General features: G+C 67.2%; 20 protein-coding genes. 9 read left to right on the forward strand and 11 right to left on the reverse strand.

The genetic code is table 11. The annotated features are described in order from the left end of the window. Positions 1-13 precede the first annotated feature (13 nt). Both VJT49_RS27640 and VJT49_RS27645 read left to right on the forward strand, forming a co-directional pair. Positions 14-880, forward strand: a complete 867-nt coding sequence (locus VJT49_RS27640; RefSeq protein ID WP_324167855.1) for a hypothetical protein — start codon at positions 14-16, stop codon at positions 878-880. 158 nt (positions 881-1038) lie between these two features. Further along, complete coding sequence (locus VJT49_RS27645) at positions 1039-4083, forward strand: hypothetical protein (protein WP_324167856.1); 3045 nt, start codon at positions 1039-1041, stop codon at positions 4081-4083. A gap of 54 nt (positions 4084-4137) precedes the next feature. Here the strand turns inward: VJT49_RS27645 and VJT49_RS27650 are convergent, their stop codons facing one another. Next, positions 4138-4902: a class III extradiol ring-cleavage dioxygenase gene (locus VJT49_RS27650; protein WP_324167857.1), complete on the reverse strand. Its 765-nt coding sequence runs from the start codon at positions 4900-4902 to the stop codon at positions 4138-4140. Between the two features lie 276 nt (positions 4903-5178). Between VJT49_RS27650 and VJT49_RS27655 the strand changes: the two genes are divergently transcribed. Then, the gene (locus VJT49_RS27655) at positions 5179-5697 is read left to right on the forward strand and encodes a hypothetical protein (RefSeq protein ID WP_324167858.1); all 519 of its coding nucleotides are present in this window, start codon (positions 5179-5181) and stop codon (positions 5695-5697) included. A gap of 51 nt (positions 5698-5748) precedes the next feature. Here VJT49_RS27655 and VJT49_RS27660 read toward each other — a convergent pair whose 3' ends face one another. After that, positions 5749-6108 carry an excisionase gene (locus VJT49_RS27660; protein WP_324167859.1) on the reverse strand — a complete coding sequence of 120 codons (360 nt, stop codon included), beginning with the start codon at positions 6106-6108 and terminating at the stop codon, positions 5749-5751. Positions 6109-6176: 68 nt separating this feature from the next. Here VJT49_RS27660 and VJT49_RS35485 point away from each other — a divergent pair, with 68 nt between their 5' ends. The 4 genes from VJT49_RS35485 (at position 6177) to VJT49_RS27685 (ending at position 9456) form a co-directional block, all read left to right on the forward strand. Beyond that, entirely contained in the window at positions 6177-7154 is a 978-nt protein-coding gene (locus VJT49_RS35485; RefSeq protein ID WP_414636103.1) for a Clp protease N-terminal domain-containing protein, read from the forward strand. 91 nt (positions 7155-7245) lie between these two features. Continuing rightward, entirely contained in the window at positions 7246-8220 is a 975-nt protein-coding gene (locus tag VJT49_RS27675; RefSeq protein WP_324167860.1) for an RNA polymerase subunit sigma-70, read from the forward strand. A 79-nt stretch (positions 8221-8299) separates the two neighbouring features. Further along, positions 8300-8899 carry a maleylpyruvate isomerase family mycothiol-dependent enzyme gene (locus tag VJT49_RS27680; RefSeq protein WP_324167861.1) on the forward strand — a complete coding sequence of 200 codons (600 nt, stop codon included), beginning with the start codon at positions 8300-8302 and terminating at the stop codon, positions 8897-8899. Between the two features lie 23 nt (positions 8900-8922). Then, positions 8923-9456: a hypothetical protein gene (locus tag VJT49_RS27685; RefSeq protein WP_324167862.1), complete on the forward strand. Its 534-nt coding sequence runs from the start codon at positions 8923-8925 to the stop codon at positions 9454-9456. A gap of 179 nt (positions 9457-9635) precedes the next feature. Here the strand turns inward: VJT49_RS27685 and VJT49_RS27690 are convergent, their stop codons facing one another. The 6 genes from VJT49_RS27690 to VJT49_RS27715 are packed head-to-tail and all read right to left on the reverse strand — an operon-like array spanning position 9636 to position 13669. Next, entirely contained in the window at positions 9636-10307 is a 672-nt protein-coding gene (locus tag VJT49_RS27690) for a C1 family peptidase (protein WP_324167863.1), read from the reverse strand. Beyond that, positions 10304-11494, reverse strand: coding sequence for an ImmA/IrrE family metallo-endopeptidase (locus tag VJT49_RS27695; protein WP_324167864.1), 1191 nt, complete (start codon positions 11492-11494; stop codon positions 10304-10306). Before VJT49_RS27695 ends, VJT49_RS27690 begins: the two co-directional genes overlap by 4 nt. A gap of 52 nt (positions 11495-11546) precedes the next feature. Beyond that, the gene (locus VJT49_RS27700; protein ID WP_324167865.1) at positions 11547-11939 is read right to left on the reverse strand and encodes a helix-turn-helix transcriptional regulator; all 393 of its coding nucleotides are present in this window, start codon (positions 11937-11939) and stop codon (positions 11547-11549) included. Between the two features lie 26 nt (positions 11940-11965). Next, positions 11966-12472 (reverse strand): holo-ACP synthase, encoded by a 507-nt coding sequence (locus VJT49_RS27705; protein WP_324167866.1) that lies wholly within the window; start codon positions 12470-12472, stop codon positions 11966-11968. A 4-nt stretch (positions 12473-12476) separates the two neighbouring features. Next, positions 12477-13382, reverse strand: coding sequence for a hypothetical protein (locus tag VJT49_RS27710; RefSeq protein WP_324167867.1), 906 nt, complete (start codon positions 13380-13382; stop codon positions 12477-12479). 14 nt (positions 13383-13396) lie between these two features. Then, on the reverse strand, positions 13397-13669 hold the full coding sequence (locus tag VJT49_RS27715) for a hypothetical protein (RefSeq protein WP_324167868.1): 273 nt from the start codon (positions 13667-13669) through the stop codon (positions 13397-13399). 79 nt (positions 13670-13748) lie between these two features. On the opposite strand from VJT49_RS27715, the gene VJT49_RS27720 reads away from it, so the two are divergent. Then, positions 13749-14774, forward strand: a complete 1026-nt coding sequence (locus VJT49_RS27720; RefSeq protein ID WP_324167869.1) for a hypothetical protein — start codon at positions 13749-13751, stop codon at positions 14772-14774. Positions 14775-14871: 97 nt separating this feature from the next. Here VJT49_RS27720 and VJT49_RS27725 read toward each other — a convergent pair whose 3' ends face one another. Further along, positions 14872-15981 (reverse strand): nucleotide kinase domain-containing protein, encoded by a 1110-nt coding sequence (locus VJT49_RS27725; RefSeq protein ID WP_324167870.1) that lies wholly within the window; start codon positions 15979-15981, stop codon positions 14872-14874. A gap of 54 nt (positions 15982-16035) precedes the next feature. Here VJT49_RS27725 and VJT49_RS27730 point away from each other — a divergent pair, with 54 nt between their 5' ends. After that, the gene (locus VJT49_RS27730; protein WP_324167871.1) at positions 16036-16380 is read left to right on the forward strand and encodes a hypothetical protein; all 345 of its coding nucleotides are present in this window, start codon (positions 16036-16038) and stop codon (positions 16378-16380) included. Positions 16381-16606: 226 nt separating this feature from the next. Here the strand turns inward: VJT49_RS27730 and VJT49_RS27735 are convergent, their stop codons facing one another. Together VJT49_RS27735 and VJT49_RS27740 are read right to left on the reverse strand one after the other, a co-directional pair. After that, a complete protein-coding gene (locus VJT49_RS27735) occupies positions 16607-17155 on the reverse strand; it encodes a helix-turn-helix domain-containing protein (RefSeq protein WP_324167872.1) in 549 nt (182 codons plus the stop codon). Further along, positions 17152-17910, reverse strand: a complete 759-nt coding sequence (locus VJT49_RS27740; protein WP_324167873.1) for a TnsA-like heteromeric transposase endonuclease subunit — start codon at positions 17908-17910, stop codon at positions 17152-17154. The genes VJT49_RS27735 and VJT49_RS27740 overlap by 4 nt, the downstream gene beginning before the upstream one ends. Positions 17911-18282 lie beyond the last annotated feature (372 nt).

Here is an 18282-nt window from a genome sequence, read left to right on the forward strand (position 1 = left end):
AAGCAGGAGAACGGTGACGCAGGTCAGCGCGGCCACTCGGCGGCGGTCGGCACGAGCCGGTCGCTGGCTGGTGCGCGCCCTCCTCGTCACCGGTGGCGCACTCGCGGGCACCGCGGCCGCCTGGGTGATCGGCACGGCCAGTGCGTCCGCGGACACCGCCACCCCGGTCACCGACGCTGTCATGGCTGGTGCCGACCACTTTGCCGTCGGCGCGGCCGATCTTGCCGGCAACACGGTGGACGGTGTCGTCCGGCTCGCTCCCGACGACAGGCAGGCCGCCGGTCACCTGCCCGCTGAGCCGGCCCGTGACACTCTCCGTACCCTGGCCAAGGGCGCCGTGCTGCACCCCGCCGAGCGCCTGCTCGGCGCGGTCGAGCAGGTGACCCGGCAACCGCAGGACGCCCCGCGTGTGATCGGCTCGGCGCTCACCCCGCCCCCGGACCTGCTGGATTTTCTGCGCCCCGGAGTCGCGCAGCTGCCCGCGTTGGTCGGTGACGAGGCGCAGGTCACCACATCACCGAAGAACCTTCCTGTCGCGGTGACGCTCCCGGCCGCTCAGCCCGGCCCGGTGGTGACCGTGCCGGGCGCAACGGCGCAGGGACACAACGTGCACTTCGCGGCCGGTCGTGGCCACACGGGTCGCGATGTCGCCCGGCCCTCGCCCTTCCCCTTCTCCCCGACGCACGGTCCGCTGGTCCCGGGCGATCTCCCGCTCGTTCCCGGCGGGTCGGCTTCCGGTGGTCATTTCGACGGTCCGTTGTTCGGTGCGCCCGTCGCCACGGCCGGCATCGCCGCCACCGACGGTCGTCATGCCGTCATGTTCGGCCTTCGGCACACGCCGGTCCAGCCGGGCGCACAGCCCGGCGTCACTCCCGACTGAGTCACGCACGGGGTAGTCCCGGCGCGTTCGGATCCCCTTTTGGGTGCTGCGCCGGCCCCGTTTTCCGCCCCGAAACGCCCCTCACCCGGGCGCCCTTCGGCGCACCCAACTCCCACCAGCCCGCCAAAAGGGAATTCAACGAAAAGGAGAAACTTCTGATGCATACCTGGGCCAAGCGCGGCATCCAGACCGCGCTGTTCACGGGTGGCCTCCTGATGCTGGGCACCGGCATCGCGTCCGCCGACGAGAACGTCAGCCCGGACACCCCCGCCGGACCGCTGGACGTCAACCTCAGCGTCCCTGTCGACATCTCGAAGAACGCCGTCGGCACGCTCGGCAAGCAGGTCGACATCCCCGCGATCAAGAAGGAAATCTCCACCAAACCGCTCACCGACAAGCTGAACGGTGTGCTGGCCCCGATCACCGGGAGCGGTGTCGGCCGGGCGGCTTCCCCGGTCACCGGTGCCGTCAACGGGCTCGCCGCCAAGGCCGCCGGCGCGGCGGGCCAGGCAGGTGACCGGCTCGGCCCGGTGACCGGCCAGGGCGTCGCGACGGAAAACCGCGAGGCTCCCTGCGAGGCGGGCGGGCCGAGCAACGACCCGCTGATGGGCAACAAGGCCGTCGGCAACATCGCGGTGCCGATCCAGATCACCGGCAACGCGATCGGCCTGCTCGGCAACGCCGAGGTCGAGTCCGACTCGACGCAGACCTACACGCACAACACCGAAATCGCGACCAACGGTGCTGGTGGCGGCTTGGCCGGCAACGCCGTCGCGCTCGACTGGGCCCTGCCGGTCCAGATCGCGGGCAACGGCGTCGGCGTCGCCGGCCGGGGCAAGAGCAAGGGCAGCGCGAGCCAGTCCGCGGCCACGACCGGCAACGTCGCCACGAGCGGTGCCAACGGCGCCTTCGCCGGCAACGTGATCAGCCCGCAGGGCGCGACCCCGGTGCAGATTTCCGGCAACGCCATCGGCGGGCCCCTCGGCCACGGCGAGACCGGCTTCAACGGCGCCAGCGAAGCGAGCTCGGGCGGATGGATCTCCACGCACGGGTCGCACGGCGCGGTCGCGGGCAACGTGCTCGGCACGCCGGTCGCCCTGCCGTTGAAGGTCTCCAACAACGCGGTCGCCGGCGGCGGTGACGCGGACGTCTGCGGCGGTAGCTCGACGGCCGACGCGACGGCGGGCGGCACCAGGCCCGGGACCCCGACCTACATCCAGACCGACGGCGCGGACTCGTTCCTGGCGGGCAACATCGCCCAGCCGCAGCCCGCCTTGCCCGGCACGGTGGTGGGCAACGCGATCGCGGCGGTCGGGAACGCCGCGGTCAGCGGCGGCGACACGGGCCAAATCGGGTTGGGCGGCACCGCGACCGCCGGCGGCGTCTCGAGCACCACCGGCGAGAACGCGGTCGGCTCGGGGAACATCGCCGATGCCCCGGTGGCGGCGCCGGTCGAGGTGTTCTGCGGCGTGGGAACCCTGGTCGGCAACTCGCACGCGAAGGGATGCGCCAACGACGTCACCGCGGGCGCCGGCGGCAACACCTACACCAACGGCAACGGCGGGTTCCTCGCCGGGAACAGCGCGAACGCGCAGCCTGCCGGCACCGCCGAGCTGTTCGGTCTCGCGGGTGCGGTGGCTGGCAACGGCTCCAGCGCGGCGACCGAGAACAAGAACGTCCACGCCGGTGGCTACAACGGCAGCCTGGGCAACGACTCGTCCGGCTCGGGCAACGTCGTGCAGGTTCCGGTCGCCGTGCCCGCCGAGATCTTCGGTGCGGGTGGCGCGCTGGCGGGCCAGGCCGGCGCGACCGCGTCGGAGACGAAGACGGTCAGCGGCGGTGGCGGCGGTAACACCCAGGACGACCACGGCTCGATCAGCGCCAACCTGGTGCAGGTGCCGGCGTCGCTTCCGGTGCAGGTGTTCGGCGTCGGCGCGGCCGGGGTGGGCCAGGGCTCCGGCGAGGCCACCACGAACACCACGTCCACCGCGGGCGGCACGGGTAACGCCAACGGCAAGGAGGGCTTCGCCGCGGGCAACATCGGTGCCCTGCCGGTGTCCCTGCCGGTGCAACTGCACGGCCTCGGCGCCGCCGCGGCCGGCAACGGCTTCGGGGAGAGCGAGGGCCTGACCGACTCGGGCGCCGGTGGCCACCTCTCGGCCACGGGCGAGGGTGGTTCCATCGCGGGCAACATCGTCGGCGTACCGGCGGCCTCGGCCGCGCAGGTGTTCGGTGACGGTGTGGTGCTGGGTGGCCTGGGCAAGGGCCACGCGGTGAACGACCTCACGTCGGTCGCCGGTGGCAGCGCCGAGACGAACGGCGACGGTGGCTCCATCGCGGGCAACCTGGTCAACGTCCCCGTGACCCCCCTCGCGCAGGTCTTCGGTGACGCGATCAGCGTGCCCGGCGTCGCCCAGGGCGCCGGGGCCAACAACACCCAGACGGCCGCGGGTGGCGAAAGCACGACCTCCGGCATCGGTGGTTCGATTTCCGGCAACCTGTTCGACGTCCCGACCGCCGCGGTGGCGCAGGTGTTCGGCGACGCGGTTTCGGTCGGCGGTGTCGCGAACGCGATCGCGGACAACACGACCAACGCGAACGTCGGCGGCACCGGCACCAGTTCCGGCGCGACCGGCTCGCTGTCCGGGACCACCAACCGGCTGCCGATCGGCGTCGTGGCCCAGGTGTACGACATCCCGGCCGAGATCCTGGCCGAGACGACGTCCACCTTCGCGAACAACACGGCCGTCTCGACGGGCGGCGAGGAGCCGGGGATCAACCTGCCGGTGACCTCGTCGGAGCTGCTGCCGACCGGCCTCCCCTCGCTGCCGAACGCGCCGCAGACGCTGCCGATCGGTGCTCCGGCGCGGCGTGCGGACCTGCCTGGGGCCGGCACCCTGCCGGTCCAGCTGACCGGTCCGGGCGTGGCGCCGTCGCTGCCCACCCTGCCGGTCGACGGCCTGCTCCCGCAGGCCGGGCTGCCGCTAAACGGGTTGCCGCTAAACGGGCTGCCGCTGGACGGGCTGCCGCAGGCCGGGCAGGCCGGGCTGCCGCTAAACGGGCTGCCGCAGGCCGGGCAGGCCGGGCTGCCGCTGGACGGGTTGCCGCTAAACGGGCTGCCGCTGGACGGGCTGTTCACCGGCCAGCTGTTGCCGTCGGCGACCGACCTCCTGCCCGGTCAGGGAATGCACATTCAGGGCTGACGCCCAGTGCGCGGCGCGGGCCCGGGAACGCGACTCCCGGGCCCGCCTTGCCGTTCAGCCCAGCTGGACCGACCGCTTGGCCAAGCCGAGCCAGAAGCCGTCGATCATGGTCTCCGGCGTGGTGCCGGCCCCGGCGCCGAGCGAGACGAACAGCGGCGCGAAGTGCTCGATCCGGGGGTGGGCGAGCCGGGCGGCTGGCGCCTTGTGCTGGAAGTCCAGCAGGGCGTCCACATCCCCGGCCCGGAGCGCCTCGTCGCCCCACTGATCGAACTCGGCCGACCACTGGGGCGGCTCGGCCTGGCCCGGGCGTAGGTGCGACAGGTTGTGGGTGAAGAACCCGCTGCCGATGATCAGCACGCCTTCGTCGCGCAACGGCCGGAGCTTGCGGCCGAGTTCGATCAGTTCGCGGGGGTCCAGCGAGGGCATGGACAGCTGCAGCACCGGAATGTCCGCGTCCGGGTACATCTCCACGAGGGGCACGTATGCCCCGTGGTCGAGGCCGCGGTCCGGTGCGTCATGGACGGCGTGTGCGGGGCCGTTCAGCAGCGCCCTGACCTTCTTGGCCAGCTCCGGTGCTCCCGGCGCGGGGTAGGTGACCCGGTAGTAGTGCTCGGGGAAGCCCCAGAAGTCGTAGACGAGCGGCACCGTGGTGGTGGCACCAAGCGTCAGCGGTGCCTCCTCCCAGTGTGCGGACACGATCAGGATCGCCTTCGGCCGGGGCAGTGCGGCCGACCAGTCGGCGAGTTGACGAGTCCACAGGGCGTCATCGGCAAGCGGTGGCGCGCCGTGGCTCAGGTAGAGCACGGGGAACGCACTCATCGCAGCCTCCAAGTTTTTTTGAAAATTCAACTATATCTTAAGCGACGCCGGTGGCCTCCGCGATATTCCCGGGGTCCTCGGCCATCCGCTTCAAGGCGCCGGGCGCGAGCCGGGGCTCCAGCGATGTGAGGACGGATAGGCACAGGTCCTTCCATCCGGTCCAGCAACACTAGGCCGATCGGGCCAGGGATGTCGCGAGGGTGTCCAGGGCGTCGCCGGCCTCGACTGTCACATGTCCGTCGAGGCCGGCCTCGGCCAGGCTGGCCAAGGGGGGTGGTGTGCACCTATGGGGGTGCGTACCACCCGGGATCCATTGTCGAGCACACCCTCGCGGAGAAGGACGCGGTGGCGGCGGCCGGGCTGGGCCGTGATGGCGACGTGGTGTTGCTCGACGCCGGTACCACGGTCGGCCGCCTTGCCGCGAGGCTGCCGAACCGGTCAGGGCTGACCGCGGTGACCAACGGGTCGTCCGCGCTGCTGGCGCTGGCCGATTCGCCGGAGGCCGGGGTGATCGTGCTCGGCGGGCGGCTACGGTACCCGAACGAGGCGATCGTGGGCAGCACCGCCGGGCAGCAGTTGCGGTCGATCACGCCGGACGTGGTTTTCCTCGGCGCGGACGGGCTGGTCGCCGGGCGTGGCCGTTGTGCGCCGACGCTGGAGCAGGCACAGCTGAAACACGTGATGCTGTACGCGGCACGGACCGCGGTGGTGCTGGCCGGCCACTCCAAGCTCGGTGCCAGCCCGTTCCCCTACTGGGCGCCGCTGGACCGGCCATACACCCCTGGTCGTGGATGAGCGGGCACGGTGGCACCGTTCCGGGCCGATGGACGCTGCTGCTCGCGCCGGTCACTTCCGCTCCAGCGCGGCCAGCCGCAGCTCAAGCTGGTCAACCCGGTGCCGTAGCAGGGTGACCTGGGCTTCCAGGCTGACTTCCCGTTCCGCCCTGCGCTGAATGCGCGGTGACGCGGCGGCGCGCTCGATCACCGCGTCCAACTGGACCAGGCGCTGCGGCCCGTTCGGGCCGTCCACCAGCCGGGACTGGATCTCGCCGTTGCGGTACCAGGACCGCAGGGCCGAGCGGGAAACGCCGGTTTCGGCTTCCGCCTTGGCCAGCGTGACCCAGGGTGTCTCGTCCAGCCGCTCGAACAGTTCCAGCTCACTCTGCCAGCGCGCGAGCCGGTCCTCCCAGTCCGACGGTGTCTCCATCACACCCTCCCTTCGCCATGGCAACCATATCAATAACAGTGTATTGACATGGTTGCGAGTATGGAACCATGTTTGAAAGGTTCACGGTGAAAGCCCGCCAGGTGGTCGTCACGGCGCAGGAGGAGGCGAGGCTGCTCAAGCACAACTACATCGGCACGGAGCACATCCTGTTGGGGCTGCTCGACGCGCCGGACAGCATCGCGGCGAAAGTTCTGCACCAGCTCGGGTACGACAAGGAGACGGCGCAGGTCGATATCGCCGCGGTGGTCAAGCCCGGCACGGAGGAGCTGAGCGGCCATATCCCGTTCACGCCGCGCGCGAAGAAGACGCTGGAACTCGCCCTGCGCGAGGCGCTGCAGCTGAACCACAACTACATCGGTACGGAACACATCCTGCTCGCCCTGGTCCGGGAAGGTGAGGGCGTCGGCGCGAAGGTGCTTGCCGAGCGGATCAATCCGATCAGCAAGATCCGTGCCGCGGTGCTGGCCTCACTGGAGGGATCGCAGGACGTCGCGGCCAGCCCATGGCCGGCCGGAACACCTGCCACCGAGGACACCGTGGCAGGCGCCAGCGCGCTGGCCGGTGGCGCACCGGTCGGCAGCCATCACCTGCTTGAGGCGATGCTGCGGGCGGAGAACAGCATGGCGGCCAGGGTGTTGCGCGAACTCGGGGTCGACCCGGACGCGGTCGCCGCCAAGATCGACGAACTGGATCCGGAGACGACCACGGACGCGAACCCGGAGGAGGCCGCCGCGCGCAAGATGGAAATCCGGCTGGTCGACGATGAGGTGCACCTGATCCTGCGGGACCTGACAACGGTCACGATCGTCAAGAAGGTCACCGAGCTGTCCGACGGCCCGATCCAGGGCGTCGGGCCGGTCGCCGGCATGTTCGTCCCGCTCTGGCGGTCGACCAACCAGTTGTTGCTGCAGATCCAGCGCATGCTGGAACCGGAACCCGACGAAGAGGGCGGATCCGCCGCGAGCAAGGTGACCAAGGTCGTGCGCACGGTGCTCGCGCCCCGGCTCCGCCGACGAACCGGCTGATCAGCGGCAGTGTCGGACCACATGAGGTTCGCGTTTGGCGAGAAACCGCGCACCTCCCGGCGATCGACTTCACGGGTGGGAGACTGATGCGGTGGTGGTACGTGGCGAGCCTGATTCCCTGGCGACGAGCCTGGAGTCGTTGCGGGGACCGCTGACCGGTTACTGCTACCGCATCCTCGGGTCCGCCAGCGAGGTGGAGGACGCTGTGCAGGAGACGATGCTGCGAGCGTTGCGGGCGATCGGCGGCTATGACCCAAACCGCGCCGGGTTCTCGACCTGGGTGCACCGGATCGCCACGAATGTCTGCCTGGATATGCTGCGCGGCGCGCAGCGGCGAGCGTTGCCGTGGGACATGGGGCCGGCCGCGTCCGGCCCAGGCCTTGGTGTCCCGCTCCCGCCAACGCGGTGGGTCGAGCCGTTGGCGGACTCTCGCCTTGCGGGCGCCATTGACCCGGCGACGCTCGCGGTCCGGCATGAGAAGTTGCGGCTGGCCTTCATCGCCGCCTTGCAGTGGTTGCCGCCGCGCCAGCGTGCGGTGTTGGTGTTGCGGGATGTTCTCGGGTTCGCCGCCATGGAAGCCGCCGAGGTCATGGAGATGTCGGTGGCCGCGGTGAACAGTGCGCTGCAGCGGGCCAGGGCCACGCTGGCGGAGCACCAGCCGCGCCGGGCCGACCCGCCGGACCTGCATGACGTGACCCAGCGTGATCTTCTCCAGCGATATGTGCACGCTTTTCAAATGCACGACGTGCCCACGCTGCTCGCGGTGCTGGCTGACGATGTCCGGTCCGGGATGCCGCCGTTCGCGTGGTGGCTGGACGGGCCGGCCCCGATCGGCGCGGCGATGACCGGGACGGACGCCTGTGCCGAGGACCGTCTCGTCCCAGGCGAGCTGGTCAACGGATGTTGGACGCTCGGCCAGTACCGGCCGGACGCGAACGGCACGTTGGCGGCGTTCGCGCTGTTGGTGATCGAGTGCCGGGGCGGGCGGATCAGCGAGATCGTGACGTTCCTGGGTTGCGGTGACCGCTTCGCGGAGTTCGGTCTGCCGGACATCCTCGAAACCTGATTCTTGAGGAGCGATGAGTCCGGCCGCTGCCGGTCGTACAAGAGGCGACTCATCGGCTACCAGCGGAAGGCTTTCGTTCATGTCATCGACCCAGACAGACTTCACACCGCACGTCCGCGCCGAGCGGGAGCGACTGGCCGGTCTCCTTTCCGGACTCCAGGACGACGGGTGGGACAGTCCGTCCTTGTGCCGCGGTTGGCGGGTACGTGAGGTCGTCGCGCACATCACCATGCCCTTCCGTACGAGCCTGCCCAAGGTGGTGATGGGGCTGGCCGCGGCCGGTTTCTCGGTCGACCGGTATGCCGACCGGGCGGCCCGTAGGGACGCTGCCCGGATGTCGGGGACCGAACTACTGGCCGTCCTGCGGGCCAATATCGCCAACCCCTGGCAGCCGCCGGGCGGTGGCCCCGCCGGCGCGCTGAACCACGACACCATTCACGGCCTGGACATCACCGAGCCGTTGGGTTTGCCATCGCCGCCGGTCGACCGAGTGGCCCTGGTCCTGGCGAACGCCAACCCGCGCGGCCTGTCCTACTTCGGTGTCGATCTGGCGGGCATCCAGTTGCGGGGCACCGACGCCGATGTCCGGATCGGTGACGGGGAACCGGTCGAGATGCCGGTCAAGGACATCCTGCTGACCATCACTGGGCGACGCCCGCTGGTGAACCGAACGAGGTGAGCGGCTCAACTTACGCTTGATCCATGACGACGCTCACCCAGCTTCGCAAGGCTGCCCTTTCCTATCCCGAGACCGCTGAGCAGGTCGTTGGCGCAGGAATCGTCGCCTTCACGGTGCGCGGCAGGCGATTCGCTTCGGTGGACAAGGACCGCCTGGTGGAACTCCGGCTCCCCACGCCTGATGTTGAGCAGGTCCTTGTCGCGCATCCGACCGCGCAGCGGCTGGTCCGCGGTGCGACGCCGATCGGCGTACGTGTCGCGATCGGGGACATCAACGGTCAACAGCTCAACCATTGGGTGCGTCGCGCCTGGCTGTCGCGGGCGCCGAAGCAGTTGGCCGAGCGGGTAGCCTCCGGGGACACCGCAGCACCCGGTGAGGTCGGCGACCTGCCCAAGGCTATCGGAGGCCCCGCCACCCGTGCCCTCGCCGGCGCCGGCATCACCACGTTCGCCCAGGTGGCCGCCCTTACCGATGCCGACCTCCTGGCGATGCACGGAGTCGGTCCACGAGCTGTTCGCGTCCTCCGTGAGACGCTCACCGATATCTGGAGGCCGTAAGCCCAGAACTGTGTCTCACACAGACGGCCAATTGGCCACATGGTGGCCATCAGAACTGAGAATTGGCCGCGCGAACTGAGACCCTGCAACAATGTAGGTTCTCAAATCCGGCGACATGTTGATCTTCCGTGACCTGCAGATTTGCGGGTTGTCTCATGGAGATGTCACCAAGATCAGTCTCACGCCCGTGACATTTCTTCGGACGGGCGGACCATGACGGCATACATCACGCAGGCCGACCAGGCGGTCTCGGTGATTAGCGCGTAGCCGTTCCGCCCCCAAGTCGGACCCCAGCTATTGCGCACACACACCACCAACTCACCCGCCGGCACGGTGCCGACGGGCTGTTCGCTTCGTGCGATCCCGACAACGGTGACGGCGTGGCCGTCGGTGCCACGATGGTTGTCGTGGATGATGCCGCCGCGCGCGGTCAGGAAGGCGGGAGTGATCCTCAAGGCGGCAATAGGCAGATGGCCGGAGTTGAGTTGGGCGGCGAGGCTGAGCGGATCGTGGGTCACTGAACGTGCGTCCGCGGTGCTGAACGGGCCGCAGACGGTACGTGGCGGGTGATAGGTGGCCGCCGTCTCGTCGACGGAAGGGTCGTATGGCCACTGGTCGGTCGTCGGCTGACCTGCGGTGCGCAGGGCATGTCGCAGGCCGGGGCGGGTTCCCCGGCCCCGAGGTGGCGGCCCGCAGGCCCAATGGAGGTATTCGACGCTTAGTGAGCTTGATCGACGGTGCTGGTGCGCGGTGGTGGCAGCCCACGCAAGGCAAGTTCCGCGCTGGCCCTGGTTGCCGATTGGCGGCAGGCCGCCGCGGAGGTCGGCGAGCCAAGTGATGCTGGGCTTCATGCTGCAACCAGTTCCTGAACTCGCAGATCGATCTGCGGTGCCGCGCACCCACGCTCTGGCAGTGTCTTCTGGGGAATGGCGACGAGGGTGAACAATCTAGTGGAAGCGGCCGTGGCCGCTGTGTCCCATGCGGGGCGAAGGGCGAGTCGAATCTGAAAGGAACCGGCCTCACGCGGGCGGACGATGAGTAGGTGCTTGCCCGCCTCAGGTAGGGCGAAGTCAGCCCCGTCGTCGGGGTCGGCGTGTGGGGCTTCGGCTGTGAACAGCGACAGTTCGTCCTGTTCCTTACCAAGGGGAGAGGCGCCGTCGGCGTCCACGTGAGCGTCGTACGTGACGTCCAGTGGACCATCGGGATGGGGCGGGAATGTAGGTATGTCCGTTCGACGAATGCCCAATTCGGAGCCTCCATCCCACCACAATGCATCCGCGTGTTCTGTGGGCTGGCGGAGCGCAGGATCGGACAGGTCGTCAAATGACCACACATGTCCAGTACTAAGATCCTCGGTAAGCTGGATGTGAATCTCGTCGCCAACCCGGCAGCTAACAGTGGTGTGGTCGGCGCTGTCGTCCAGTACCCAAATGTCGGACCGGGCGTCGGTCAGACTGGGGCCGCCACGCAGCGCGTCCTTGGCTTGGCGGGGCCCTTTGCGCGTGAGCTCGGAAGCCGTGGCGGCGCTGATCTTGCCAAGAACGTTAAGTCCCCACAATGCGGCGGTGTAGCTGACGGACATGTCACGGCTGACCGCGTAGATGTCGGCGGGTTGCAGCGGGCCGCCGATGCCGAGTTGGTGCAGGGTGCGGTTGACCAAGGGCGCGGGCATGAGCAGCGCGGCGGCGAACACCTGGGCCTGGTGCTCCTGCAGAGCCAGGTCTGACATGCGTTGCAGGGTGCTCGCGTCGTCAGTGTGGCTGGCGTGCCCAAGCACGTGGTGCCCGATCTCGTGCGCGCACGTGAACCTCTGGAGCGTCTCAGGATGCTGGCTATTCAGCACCACGCCGGCGGCGTTGTCCTCGCGGAGGTAGAAGCCGTGCGCCTTTTCCAGTGGCTGGGCGACCAGCCACAGGCCGAGCCGTTGAGCCAGCATGAACACGTCGACCGGCCTGTCGTAGGGCGTCTGGAGTGTCTGGTGCAGGCGGGCAGCCGCCATACTTGCCGACGCGATGGCCTGCCTGCGGCTGGAGTTCATGACGCGGTCACCGTTGCGTTTCGATGGGGCGTTGCCGCCCTAGGAGCCCCGTTCATGGCTGCTCCAGGGAGTCGCCGACAACCTCAGGTGGCGGGCCCGCGTTGCGCAGGAACTCGGCGAATCTCAACACCTGCGCACGGTCGTTGTCGGATAGTTCCTTGGTGGTCCGAAACAGCGCCTGCGTTGTTTCATCGACCTCTGGATCTGCGCCGAGCAGACGATCGACGCTTGTGCCGAAGAGGTTGGCCAGCTGTTTCAGCTCCTGTCCGCTCACTTTGCGTCGGCCGGTTTCGATCGCGCTAACCGCCGCTCGGGAGATGTGCAGCACTGCGGCCACCTGCTCCTGCTTGAGGTTGAGGTACTCACGCTCAGCGCGGAGACGCTCGGCGAGCTGGAGCCCGTCCGCGTCAACGCGAATATCGCGCCCCGGATCCTCGGTGCTCACGGTTGCCTCCTTGTCGTAGTGGCTGCTCAAACTACCGTCGCGGTGGAATTCGCCGGGGTTGCGATGGCGATGGCCACCGCGAGTTCCGCCTCATGGCCGAGCGAGACGTGCCACATCCAGGTGTGTGCGTCGTCCGGCCAGGCCTGGCTGTCGGCGGGACGGATGTATGGCTCGCCGGTACCTCGACGCCGAATCTCGATCTGGTTCGGCTTGAGTCCGCGAAACCCAGTTCCGACCGCTTTGGCTACCGCCTCCTTGGCGGCCCATCGCGTGGCGACGCGCTCGGGTCGACCGGCACAGTAATCCAGTTCCACTTCGGTGAAGCAGTTGCCCAGGAAGCGGGCGGCGCTGGGAAGGCGAAGCTGTCTGCGCAATGTCTCAACATCGCAGATGTCGATGCCAACGCGCATCGGATGGGGCACGGGGCCAAGTACGTCGGCGAGCAGTCGGGCGGCGCGCACAGTGAGCGGTGCGCCCTCAATGCGGGGGCCGTCCGATAGCGGGATCATCTTCATCGGGTCGTGGAGTGACATGCCATCACCTCGTTTTTGCGGGCACGTCGGCTACGGGAAGCTCAAGGTCGCGCCAGCTGGCGCCCATTGGCCTGGTGGCAACCTCAATGGGGCGGATAGCGCCCTGGGCCTCAGCAGCATCGTTCGAGAGCTTGGTCAACACGGAGACGGGTGCGGCGTCTTCGATCTCAGCATGTGAACCGACCACTAGCAGTTGCCCGACCTGTCGACCACTTTCGTGTGCGAGGAAGTTGAGCAATCTGGCCAGGCCGAGGAAGTTGCCGTACGCGCGGGCGAGGTAGGCGTGCCGTCGATATAGCGCCGTCATGTGCAAGTGTCCGTCGACCGAGGTCAGGCTCAGGTGCGCCAGGCAAGGCCCGCCGCGAGTCCGCCGGTCGCCGGGCCCGATCAGCTGCAGATCCGATGCGGCCACGTCAGTGGCTGGGAACCCGGAGTTTTCGCCGGCATAGGTCAACGGAGCCTCGTAGATGTCGGCCCAGTTGGTGTCACCATTGAGCAGCGTGAGAAATCGTTCAAGCTGATTGACCGGCGTCCCGTCTGGCTGGTCGTACTGGATCAGCCGCCCGATGTAAGTGCCCCATTCATGTCGGCGCTTGTGGTGCAGCTGGCTGACCGTCCCGGCACGCTCGAAGAATCGTTTGGCGGAGTCCGGCTGATCGGGCCGGTACAGCGAGATGGGGAATATAGTGTTCGCCACCGTGTGCACGCTGTGCCAGGTCGTTCCTCGACTTCTCGAGGAGAGGTCGGCGAGGGTGCTTTCCAGTGCAGCGCGCACGCCGAGATCCTCGTGTAGCGGTTGCTCGATGCTGACCGCGAGGTTGACGATCTGACGGCCGCGGGCATCGAGCAGAGCGCGATACGCCCGCAGCCAGGCGTCGCCGACATCATTGGCTCTAACGAAGATCGACATGGTGGTCTCAGCCTTCAGTGAATGTCCAGGGCGTGTGCGATCGCCTCAACCAGCGCACCAAGTGTGGCGAACTGGTCACGTTGCAAGTCGGCCGGCTTCGGCAGGGGGGTGGTCACGCCGAGCGCGTGCTCGACATGCGCAACGACCCACTCAGCCTTCTTGCTGTCGAGTTCGAAGAGATTGTCGCCGCCCACTGCGGCTATCGCAGCTTCGACCTGCTCAAAACTGTAGTCCTCGCACTCGGCGAAACCCCGCACCAGGAGGTCCCGTAGCGCTTGTCGATCCATGGCAACCCTCCCCTGTGCTTGACTTTGTGTCATGCTAGTGGGACCGTGATTGATAATCAAGCATTACGGGAGGTGTGAGTTGGACTTCGATGAGTATCAGGATGAAGCCTGGGCATATGACCAGCACCAAGCGGAGCCGGAGCGCGCGCTCACCATCGCCCTGCTTGGCTTGGGCGGAGAGGTCGGCACACTGCAGACAAACCACAAGAAGGTCGTGCGTGACGGTCCTGTGCACCATGATCACCGCGCGGTGGCGGTCGAGGATCTCGGGGACATCATGTGGTACGTGGCCGACACCGCTACATGGCTCGGCATCGACCTCGAGGAAATCGCCCAGGCGAACCTGACCAAGATCGCCGCACGATGGCAGCGCCAGGAGCGGGGACGGCCGAGGGGCGCGCCAGGGTCACCGATTGGTGTGCCGCAGCTGCGCGACCGTGGCATCGGGCCGGCCCGACTATTCGACGGTGGGCACCAACCCGCCACTGAACGGCTGCCCCGCAGCATGACTGTCCAGATCGCGCCGAGTCCGCTCCACACTGAACCATCAGCGCCACCGCGCGTACTGCCGGTGTGCGACGGCGTGCCGTGCGGCAATGTCCTCGGTGACAACGCCTACGAAGACGACGGTTATCGCTACCACGATGCGTTCCACCTGGCATATCTAGCCGTATTGGGCTGGAGCCCGGTGCAGCGTGCCCTGTTGCGGCGGAAGCGTAAAGCCGCGCCTCAACTAGACGACGTCGAGGATGGGGGCCGAGCTGTAGCGATCGAGGAAGGTATCGCGGCGTTTGTCTTTGAAGCCGCGAGCCGTGCCAACTTCTTCGACATGGTGCGTCACGTCGACAGCGAAATCTTGCGACTGTGCCGACGCATGACCGTCAATCTGGAGGTCGGGGTGTGCACAGATCTCGAGTGGGAACGCGCCATCTTGGACGGGTTCACTGTCTGGCGGCTCCTCCGGCAACATGGGCATGGCAACATCCACTGCGACCTCGATACACGCACGATCGAGGCCCGTCCGCTCACAACCAGCGAACTTGCATACCACGCGGAGGTTTGTGCGCGCGCAATCGCTGAAGCGCAGGCGGGCGCGTCTGGGTAGATGCCGGTCTTCGGCTTTGTGCGTATGACCGCTTTGTCTGGGCGTACCGTGAGTTGACGCGGGCGAGTCTGGCTCCAGAGAGGCATTACGTCCGTCGTCACGCGGGGTGCGTGCGCCGTTGCGGCCCGGACCCGGTGGTCGGCTGATCGATGTTGATGCCCCACCGGGGTGGGAACCACGCGGGTACGGGTTCGGCGACTGCGGCGAACCGTTGCTTGATTCGGGTGCGGCCGCTGTGCCCGGCGATGTCCGGGTGGGCGACGCGGGCGTACTTGTCGACCTCGCAGAACAGGTTCTGGCAGTCGATCAGCTGCAACGGTCGGCCGCGCAAGCCGTCGAACCGCAGGCCGAGGCGGGCGAAGTGCTCGTGTTGATGCTCGGCCATGTAGCGGATGACGTCGGCCTCGATGCCGTCTGCTGCCGGTCCGAAGCATTTCCGGATGCCGTCACGGGCGCCAGGGCCTGGAACAACGAACTCCATCTCGTCGCGATCGAGCACCGCGGAATAGTTTAGGTCGATGGCGAACTGGTAGGCGAGGAAATCCCCCATAGCGGGATACGCCAGCAATGCTTCGAAGACTGACCGCAGCGATCCAGCAGTTGCCACCTGCTCGACAAGACCGGCGGTCATCATCATCTCGATCAGCCGCAGATGGTTAGTGTGTTTACGTTGCGCGCCGAGCCGTGGTGGAGGCACTACGTATGCGGCCGAATAGAGTTTGGTGCCCTGGGTGAACGCCGCAGTGAGCACCTGATCGTATGCATCGAAGTCGAAGTGCTCCCACGAAAGGTCGCCTAGCACATCGGTTAGCAGTTGCCAGGTCGAGATCCTGTTGAACAGCTTGAACAGCAGGGTCCGGAAGACAACCTCGTCCGGTCGCTGCGATCCGCGATAAGAAACCTCGCGGATCAGGAACTGGCTGACACGGTCCGCTGCCCGATAACAGTTTGTGAACCGGTGCCGTGCTATCACTGCATCGTCGGTCCACGGACCCCGCTGGCCCGCAACCCGTGCCTCGTAGACGGCCTGACGTTCAGCTGCGAAACGCCAGTAGGTGTCGAAAACTGGTGTCGGGATCAGCGTCCGGCCGGCGACGTGGATTGAGGCTGGTGCGGATGAGCACCGAGGGTCAGGACGGGTCACCAGTTTCGGTTGAGCCGCGAGCTCGAGTTCGATCTGTCCGGTCACCACAGCCAACGAACTCATCGCTGCCCACCTTCAAAGTGTTCCATGACTCATGTAACACGATACATTAGTCATGTGACGTTCGACAGCGTGGAGACGCTCCGGGACCGCTCTTACGCTGTCTTCGGCAACCGATACGTTGCAGAAGTGGTTACTGCGATCTCAGAGGAGACCGCAGTCGCAGGCTCGCAGGTCACAGTGCGCATGATTGCCTCGCGTGCCCGCCTCAACGACAGCCTGGTGCAGCTCGTGACCAAACGCCTCGTGAACGCCGAACTTCTTCATCGACTGCCTCAAGACCGCCCCCGCGCGCCCGCGTACCACGAGGTGCAACGATCAGGTGGTAGATGGCAAGCACTGGTCGATCTATGTCAACGCCTCGCCGACCCTGTCGATCAGGGAGTCGACAGCGAGGTGTAGTTGGTCCCTTCCGCCGAGGTCATACTCAGGGAGAGCTCAGAGCTTATCGCTGTTTCGGCTCGTGCCCATATTGCCTGGGGACCGTCGGTGGCTTGCGCCGCCGCGGGGTCTGAGCGGGATGTTGTGGATCTTGGCCCAGCGGTTCATGTTGGTGGTGCTCATACCGGTTTCCTGGGCGAGGTCGGGCAGGGTGCGTTGCTGGTTGACGTACTGCTCGTGGAGCCATTCACGGCTGATCGTTTTCGACGGTCGCCGCTGCGCTGTTTCGCGCGAGATCCTTCTTGGGGAGCAGGCCGGCCTCGCCGTTGCCGTGAAAGTCGGACACCCACTGCTGGACGGTTCGCATGGTGATGTTCAATTCCGCTGCCTTGGCCCGGTATCGGGTCGTCAACGGCAGGCTCGGCTCGAACTCCGGGCTGGGTTCGCCCTCTGTGGCAAGCTCGGCCATGCCCAAGCGGTACCCGGTTAAGACCTCCCGGACGTGTGCGGCCCGTTCCCGTAGTTGCTGTCGCTCGGTATCGGTCAGCTCGGCCAGCAGCGCGCTCGCCAACTCCTGCGGGTCGTCGGCGGAAGGCCCGGGGCCTGCCGGGATGATCCGAGCACGGTCTGAGGTCAGCAGCTCCCGCACGGACACTCGGATGATCCGCTGGCTGGCGACGTTCTTGAGCACGACTTCGTTGCCAGCCGGGGCGGCCAGCAGTTCGACCACCTCGACAACCTCGCCGTCGTAGGAGAACCGCGTGCCGACGCCCACGCGTACCGCCGCGTTGCTCACACCGCCTTCCTCAGCACGTGGTTGCCGCTCAACGGGTGGGTCAGGTCGGCTGTGAAGTGCTGTTGCCACAGCAGATGCAGGACCGCGGATCGCACTATCGCCCTCGGTCGATCCGGGAGTGACTGGCACGCCGCTGTCAACGTGGTGCCGTCGAGATCCGCAGCGCGGAGTTCAGCGAGAAGCTCGTGATCGAACAACCAATCCCGTCGATACCCGGCCAGGAATCGCACGTTCTCCAGTTCCGCGTGGGGTGGTTCGCTCCACATCTCATACTGCCAGCCACGTGATTCCACCGCCTGCCGGGTCCAGCCGAAGACGAACATGTTGTCCGGCTTCGTAACGCGCGACTTCGGCTTCACATCGACCACTACCGGCCCGGTGCTGGTCAACAGCAGGTAGTCCGGGACATGTTTACGCGGCGCCCCGGCGACTTCGGCGCGCAGCAGGAACGGCTGGGCCAGGATGCGCTGTACGGACCTGTCGAAGTCCGCGAACAGCAGCCGCGCCAACTCCAGCCGAGACTCATAGATCACCAGATCGCGTTCGGTCGCCGACCAGAAGCTACCCGAATAGTGCCGCTGGCCCCTGTGCCAGCGGAAGGTCCGCCACGGCGATGCCGACATCACCGAGTCCAGGCCGACCAATGTCCACGGCTCGGTTCTCTCCGGCGTGACCTCCGATGTCTTGCCGGACACCGAGTTCGCGCACCGGTAGCTGACCGTCATCGAAGTCGGTATGTCTGCGGCGACAGCCATACTCCTCCGTCCCATCGCCACGGCCGCACGCGGCCGTGGACGGAGGCACCCTCTCACCTGCTCACGTATCGGAGCCGAGTTGTGCCGGTGTGTCGGGGACGAACACCCGTATAGCCACATTGAATCCACCCATACAGCCGAACGACAGGCCCGGGCTTGTTCGGGGCCGCGACGATGGATGAGGTGGGCAGTTCAGGTCATGGCGGTCGGTGGCCGCGGCGTCGGTAGTGGCTAGTGTTTCGCGCCGGAAATTCGTGAGATATATTGTGCGAGAGAGAGTCAAGGATCTCCTCCGCGGTCTTCTTCCAGACGAACGGCTTCGGGTCCTCGTTCCACGTCTTGATCCACTCACGGACGTCTTTCTCCAGCGCC

Origin of the sequence: Amycolatopsis sp., from assembly GCF_035276945.1 — a bacterium.
Taxonomy (GTDB): domain Bacteria; phylum Actinomycetota; class Actinomycetes; order Mycobacteriales; family Pseudonocardiaceae; genus Amycolatopsis_E.